The organism is Yersinia sp. 1252 StPb PI (genome assembly GCF_048593885.1).
In the GTDB taxonomy this organism is placed as follows: Bacteria; Pseudomonadota; Gammaproteobacteria; order Enterobacterales; family Enterobacteriaceae; genus Yersinia; species Yersinia enterocolitica_E.
This window is the reverse complement of the sequence record NZ_JAZGQE010000192.1, coordinates 1-8,115: the sequence shown is the minus strand read 5'-3', so window position 1 is coordinate 8,115 and position 8,115 is coordinate 1. Positions and strand designations below refer to the sequence as shown.

The following is an 8,115-nucleotide window of genomic DNA, read 5'->3' as shown; positions in this document are numbered from 1 at the left end:
GTGTTAGTAGTAAAAAATACAGCAGTATTGCCCTTGGGGTAACTCGGGTTGGCACACTTTGGGGGGGCGGTTTATTTTGGGATCTGAGTTCGACTGCGGGTGTTCCCTGGTTTGGTGCAGCATGGAAAAATGAACCTGACCTAAAGGGGTTTGATCTAAACTACATAAAATATAATGGCATCATTAGCTGGTCTAAGTCATTGGCCCAATATGGTCCAGTGAGTTTATCATATGAAGTTAACTCAGGATTTCAATTTACAAAAGATATATTAGTGAGTGATGGTAAACAATCAATTGGTGATGAATATACCGTTCGTGGTTACAAAGAAAGTTCAGTGTCGGGACATAACGGTGGTTACATTTCCAATACAGTTCAGCTGCCGATTGCTATCAATAAATTGGGGATATGGCAGGTGTCGCCTTTTGCTGGCTATGATCTTGGTTTTATTAAAAACAACTGTACTGATGATATGGGTTCGTGCCCTGCAGAGTATTTAACTGGAGCTGCTCTTGGCCTTAAGGCTGTAGGTAGTCATTTCTCCACTTCATTAACATTGGGTTATCCTCTAACCAAACCATCAACATTAAGGAATTCTGATATTGATTCTAGAACACTAAGTTACAGGTTTGATTTACGATTCTAAATAAATAAGAAATTCCATCTTAATAAAGTTATATCCAGCAAACTGCAGGAGCTTTACGCATGAGCAAAAATAAAGGTAAGACCAATAATTCTGCATCATCTTTTATTGGGAAACTAACTCAAGAAAATTTACATAAAAAGTTGTGCCCTATTTATTTGGCATTGGTTGCAGTATTGCCCAGTTTGTCTTATGCAAACTTAGTTCCCGATACAAGTTCAAATGCGCCAACGATTTCAGAGTCAGCCAATGGAACACCGACAGTAAATATTATTAATCCAAACGGTAATGGGATTTCTCACAATAAGTTTGATGACTTTAATGTTGGCCCAGATGGTTTGATTTTTAATAACAGCATGCAGGATGGTGTTAGTAGTATCGGTGGTTATATAATTAAAAACGGTCAGCTACAACAAGAAGCTAGCGCTATCATTAGTGAAGTTACGGGTGCTAAGGGATCGTATTTGAATGGCACAATGGAAGTGTTTGGGAAAAAAGCTGACCTTATCATTGCAAATGAAAATGGCATTTCTGTGAATGGCGTATCAACCATTAATGCGAATAACTTAACTCTCAGTACAGGTCGAGTGGAATATGGTGAGAATGGTAATATTCAATTAAATGTTAATAAGGGTATGATTGCAGTAGAAGGACAGGGCCTATCTACTGAAGGATTAACCCACTTTGATATGATCAGCCGTACGGTAAAACTCGATGGTGAAGTCTCTGGGAGTGCCGACATTAAAGTTGTTGCGGGGCTAAATACTTACGACACACAAACGCGACAGCACCAGATTCGTAACTTATCGGCTGCAGATACCCCTAAAGTTGCTATTGATGGCAGTTCATTGGGTTCCATGTATGGGGGAAGAATACAGCTAATCAGTACCGAAAGCGGTGTTGGGGTTAGACATAAAGGTAGCTTAGTCGGTAATCAGACTGTTGAGATATCGGCCGATGGTGATTTAGCACTGACAGCAATTAGCAGCAAGTCAGGTGATGTTAATTTATCCGGCAACAATATCGATATTTCAGTTAATGAAGATACAGGCTTTGGTGGTGTTATTAGTAATGGCGATCTAATTATTAGAGCTTTATCTCAAGCTAAACTCAGTGCTGATGCAGTATCAAAAAATGGCAATATTAGAATTACTGCTGATTCATTGTTGCAAAATGCAGCACGTATTTTTGCAATGAGCGGTGATAGTGACAAAATAGATGTAACATCCATTTTCATTGATGTTAAGGGTGAATATAAAATAACAGGGACACTTTTCGCTCTTGATGCTTCAGGTAAAAAAATAGAGAATGCAATTATATCCCTTGTGGATGGTAATTATATTGTATCGATTAACGGCGAAACTATTGACTCCGCAACTATAAGTTCTGATGCTGCTATTAGCAGTCAGTCAGGAAATGTTATAGTTAATGCTAATTCATTTTTAAATCAAGGTGCGGGAGTTAATAGCCAGAAGGGGACGTTAAGCTTCACTATTAACGAACTATTTGACAATGATGGTGTTGTCAATGCGAGTGGTCCGCTGAGCATTGTCGCTAATGATTTACATAATAAAGGTGTTTTATATACTGAGCAAGACGCAAATCTTATTCTCGGATCTTTAATTAATAAAGGATTACTGCAAGCTGATAAAAACAATACCATTAAGTCAAATAGTATTAATAATAGTGGGAGAATTGTCTCAGCTGCCTCAATGTTAGATGTTTCCATTGTCAATGGAAGTGCCATTAATAGTGGTGTATTGTCCGGTAAAAATGTTGCTATTCGCCAGGTTAGTGATGGCGGTTTATTGGAAAATACCGGGGTAATTAACTCAGAAGAATCTATTGATATAACAACAGAAAGTGTTTTCAATAGTGGCGATATCACAGCAGCTAAAGATTTATCACTAAATATCAGTAAGGAGGTTAATAATCAAAATGGGGGTAGTATACTCTCAGGTGCTAATCTAAAAATAAATAACAGTGGGGTGCATGCAGTTAATATAAATAATAATAACAGTTTAATTCAAGGTGGTGCTATTGAAATTAGTAACGCTAACACTATTACAAATAGTAATAATGCAAAACTAATTTCAGAAAGCTCACTTAAGCTTGATGACATTAAAGAGTTAAATAACAAAGGTAGTTCGTCACTCATTCAAGCGAACGATATTATATTAACGAATATTGATAGCATTAAAAATACTGATGAAGCAAAAATACTCGCGGCTGACCAGTTGTCAATTAGCCATTCGTCAGAATTAATTAATCAGAACTCATCTATACTCGCCTCTGGTGATATTAATTTGAGTAATATAGAAACGATAAAGAATGTAGATGGATTTATTAATGCAGATGGAACTGTAAGCATAAATAATAGTACTAATCTATTTAATACAGGAACTGGGACCACCCAATATTCTGGTTCAGGGATAATCGCGAATAATATTGATATTCATTCTGTTGCCAATGTGGAAAATTCCGGTGGAAGTTATATTTCAGCATTGGGAGAATGGTTAAAACTAGAGCTTATTAATAGTGTTATAAACGATAAGAGTAGTGTTATAACATCAGATAATGGCCTAATGATATCTAATATAGATAATCTAAATAACAAAGGTGTTATTTACTCTGGTGCTGATATGTCTCTAGCTAATATTGGGGTTTTATCCAATATAGGTGATGGGACGGGAAATGTCGGTGTTATTAATGCGGGTAGAAATTTATACGTCAGTTATGTCAGTAGTTTTATTAATTCCATTGCGGCAATTATTAATTCTGATGGTGACGCCACCTTCAAAAACATCAATAAACTAGATAATATTAATGCGATAATTCAGGCGTCAGGGATATTGTCCGTAGAGGCTAATACTATTGTAAACAGTAGTGATAAAGGGTCATCTGCTGGTGACGCTATCATTATTGGTGTTGGTGGTCTTACCGTGGAGTCAGACTCTATTTCTAACCTGAATGGAGCGACCTTATTTTCTGATGCTGATATTTCTATTAGATCAAAAAATGTAAATAACAGTGGCTCTAATATCAGTGGTAATAATATTGATATTCAAGCTGATAACTTAAATAACAGTGTTGGTTATATTTATTCGGCTAAAAATTTATTAATTAAGCTAGCTGAATCTTTGAATAATTTATCTGGTGACATTTTTAGCGATAATAACCTCTCTTTAATTCTCTCTAAAGATTATCGCTACAATGATGATAGTGGTGATATTAATGCTAGAGGTGAACTCTCTATTAAGACTACGGGTTCTATCATTATTGACCGCATTCTGGAAAGTGCTGCAAGCATACTACTTAATGCAGATGAGAACATTAAAATTTCAAGTAATCAATCTATTTTGAGTCTTAAGGATGTCATTCTTAAGGCAATTAATATTACTAATAGTAGTGGAGCTTTGATTTTCTCCTCGCAAGATATTATTATTGATGCAGAGAAAGGTAAGTTTCTAAATGAAGAAAATGCTAATGTTCTTAGTATGGGTAAAATTGATATTGTTGCAGAGAATATAAAGAATGATGGTGGTAATATTCGTTCTCAAGGCGATATGGCATTAGATGCTAAAATTATTGATAATATTAGTAAGTATGATAATCCTGGATGGGTTACAGGCCCTGCACAAAATGCTGAAGGTTCACATGAATGGAAGCAAGGCTTTATAAGCCTGGTATATTATAACGCAAAACTCTCAGGTTCAATTCCAACGTGGATTGGTGATTTTAAATTAACTAAAATGGCCGAAATCTCATCCGGCGGTAATTTAAACATTAATCAAAAGAACATTTATAGTACTAAAACGTTAAATAATACAGGTGGCATTATTCAATCAAGTAAGGATATGATAATATCTGGAACTGTTAATAATGCACCAGAATATAATGAAATGTCATTTTACTATTATTTGACGGAGACGCTGAGTACCCCGATTGAGCTGGAGGTATATAGAAAAGTGATAGGTGGCGATTCTGGTTATGCTCAGTTTAATACGCTATATCAATTGCTGGACTTTTATTTCGGTGATGGAAGTCCGGAATCTGTCTCAGGGAAGGGATCATATATATATGATACTCAGTCCAACAGTTTTAATAGCTTAAAAGAAATGGCCAAACAGAGTGAACAATTAAACAGTGTTATGAAAAGATTGTTCGGCGATGCGTGGTTATCTGATAGCCAAGAGAAGCTATCACAAGATTGGGCCAGGGTAACGGGCTCCAATAATGCTTCTTTGAAAGATTTAAAAGATTATGGTTTGTCGGATAATAACGGTGGGATTATCGCAGGCGGTAATCTGACTCACAATGGTGGAGCATTTAACAATGGGTTATTCGGTGCGAAACTTGAAGGTGAAAAAATAACAGTTGCCATCGGTGATAAGGAGGTTGTGGTAACTCAAAATCCTTATGAAATTAATATTGGGTTGAAAACAATTGCCGAACTGACGAAAGGATTAAGTACCACAAAAACCTATACCGAACTCGCTAAAATTCAGGGGTTATTTGTTTCTAACCAGAAATGGAAAGATGTTGATTTCACTGCCAAGGTCGGGGATGGTGCCAGTAACCCTATTTATCCGTTTTATGAAACTCGAACTGAGATGATTGATCAGAGCCTTTTCTTTGGTTCGCAATATTTCTTTGACCAAATTGGCTATATACCAGAAACACCTGTTTTGGTTGTGGGCGATAATTATTTTATTAGTGAAGTTATTCGCCGCCAATTAAATGAGTCTGTAGGGACATTTTTCAGTGTGCGCGATGGTGTTGATGGCACCGAGTTGGTTGAGAAATTAATGTCCAATGCTGCAACTGTGAATGGAGTAGAAGATTTTACCGTCGGTAAAGCTTTAACTGATGAGCAGATTGCCGTACTGGATAAAGATATTGTTTGGTTTGTGACAGAAAATATCGATGGTCATGATGTACTCACACCTAAAATTTATTTCGCAACAACTACGTTAGAACAATTAGAAAGTGGCCGCTATGATGGTTCCGCCATAGTCCACGCTGGCGGTAATATGGATGTTGATGCATCCTCCTTTAATAATGTTAATGGCCAGATCAGTGCCGGTGGCAATATTAATATTCAATCAGAAGGCAATATTAATAATAGTAGTGTGGGCATGAATGGTGGTATCACTTCAGGTGGAGATTTATCATTGGTCTCCAGTGGTGGTTCTATAACCAACAGTGGCGCTGCTCTTAGTGCCGGTAATGATCTCACTTTACAGGCAGATAATGGTTCAATTGAGCTTACTGCCAGCCAAGGCGCTAATGTTTCCGGTAATCAAGAACTTCATTATTATAATGATGGTGTCACCGCCGGTGGTAGCATTGACATGAGTGCCAAAGATATCACAGTTAATGCTGTTGATATTGCTGCGGAAAAAGATATCAGCCTGACTTCAACTGAAGGTGATGTCACCTTCAATAATATGTATGAGGTTGAGGGGAATTATGAATACAGCCATAAATCTACGGGGATACTAAGTCACGAATCGACAGAAACTGTCAGCTCAAGTGCTACGAGTGTTGATAGTTCGGTCAACGCCGGCGGCAAGTTTACCGTTAATTCCGCGAATGATATTGTTCTCAAAGGTGGTGAATATAATGCCCAATCGGGTGAATTGAAGGCTGCTGGCGATGTAGACATCCAAACATCACAAGATTACAGTTATTCTGAAACCACGGTTGAACGCACTGATCTAAAATTTGGTGCAGGCGCGAGTGGTTTTGGGCAATCGGCAGGTTATGATATTAGCGGTCTGGATGGGGAAAGTAGTAGTACCAGCACCGGTGAGCATAATAATCTTGGGTCGGATATCACCAATGCCGGGTCCAAGCCTGGTCGTGCTCCAACATCTTCCTCTGGTAATTTCCAAGCCGGGTTAGAAACCGTCACGACGGTTGATACTGAGCAAACGACGACAAATAATAATGCTTCACTTAACTTTACCGATTCTATGACATTAGAAGCGGGAAACACGGTTGATATCGGCGGTGGTAATTTTAGCACTGAAGGTGCGTTGACTATTGTTGCCGATGAAGTCAAGTCTACAAAATATGAAGATGAAGTGATAACAACGAGTGAGGAAACCGTTTCGTTTTATGGCGTAAAGGGCGAGGCTCATAGTTCAGTGGCTGATGCTGCTGATAAAGTCGGTAATTTGGTTGAAAAGGGCAATGACGGGCAAGAAATTGATGCCGGTTTAACGGCGGCAGAAGTGGCAGGTAGTGCTTCTAACCTTATGTTTAATGATTTGCTTGGCGGCTCAGTCTCAGTTGGATTCGATACCACGACGACCAGTAGTTCATCGACGACTAAAAGTGAAAACATCACTAATATAAATGCCGGCAATGTATCAATTACCAGTAATGGCGATACCACGTTAAAAGGTGTCGAATTATCGGCAGACAGTGTAGAGATCACTACTGGCGGTGATTTGAATATTTTAGCCGCCGAGTCCTCAACTGAGAGTTGGTCGCAAAAAGATACCCACTCAGCGGGCGTCAGTGCCGGGGCTTCCGCCGCGCCTACAGGGGCTGGCGCGGGAGTTTCTGTTGATTACCATGGCAGCAGTTCAACCTCAACTGGCTCAAGCCACACATATACTAACTCCAACCTTAATAGCAGTGATATTAGCATTAACACTGGGGGAGATATGACTTTAGCTGGCGGTAATATTCAGTCAGAAACCGCAAACCTTAATATTACTGGCGATCTGAATGTGCAGAGTGTGCAAGATACGGTCAATAACCAGACTAATAGTAATGAGTGGGGTGGATCAGTCGGGGTTGCTGTTTCAACCAATGGAGGACTTATCCCAACATTGGCTGGGAACTACGGCCAAGGTGGCGAACATTATGATTCGAAGACTACAGGGACCCAGACCGGTATTAATACCACCGGTGAGCTAAATATCTCTACAGGAGGGGACCTCAATCTTACTGGCGCGCACATTGTTTCTGATTCCAAAACCGGTACTGTAGATGTTGCAGGCAATATTAACGCAGTCGAGCTATCAGATACTATTGATCAAGATGGTGCTTACGGTGGTGGCGGTGGTGGTATTTCTAAAACAGGCTTACCGACAGTCAATGGCTATTACAACACTGTGGAAAAAGTGGAATATCAGGAAGATCAAAAAGCGACCATCGATGTTGGTAATATTAAAGGAAATGTACAAGGTGAACTGAATACCGATGGTGAAACACTTTCTCAAGTAAATGTTGATAAAGTTACAGCATCAAATAGTATTTCATTTACTGCTGGCGGTTTATCGAGTTCAAATAAACCGGCAAAAAATGGCAATACATCAAAACCACCGAAAACCGCGCCGGTGAAAACTGACAAACCGACACCACCGAAACCGACTCCGGTGGAAACTGACAAACCGACACCACCGAAACCGACTCCGGTAGAAACTGACAAACCGACACCACCGAAACCGACTCCGGT

2 protein-coding genes are annotated in these 8,115 nt (G+C 39.1%); both read left to right on the top strand.

From position 1 onward, the window contains the following. Positions 1-644 (top strand): ShlB/FhaC/HecB family hemolysin secretion/activation protein (locus tag V2A85_RS19960; RefSeq protein WP_420072176.1); only part of this gene is annotated, 644 nt, incomplete at its 5' end. Positions 645-703: 59 nt separating this feature from the next. Then, on the top strand, positions 704-8,115 hold a 7,412-nt coding region (locus tag V2A85_RS19955; RefSeq protein WP_420072175.1), incomplete at its 3' end, for a hemagglutinin repeat-containing protein.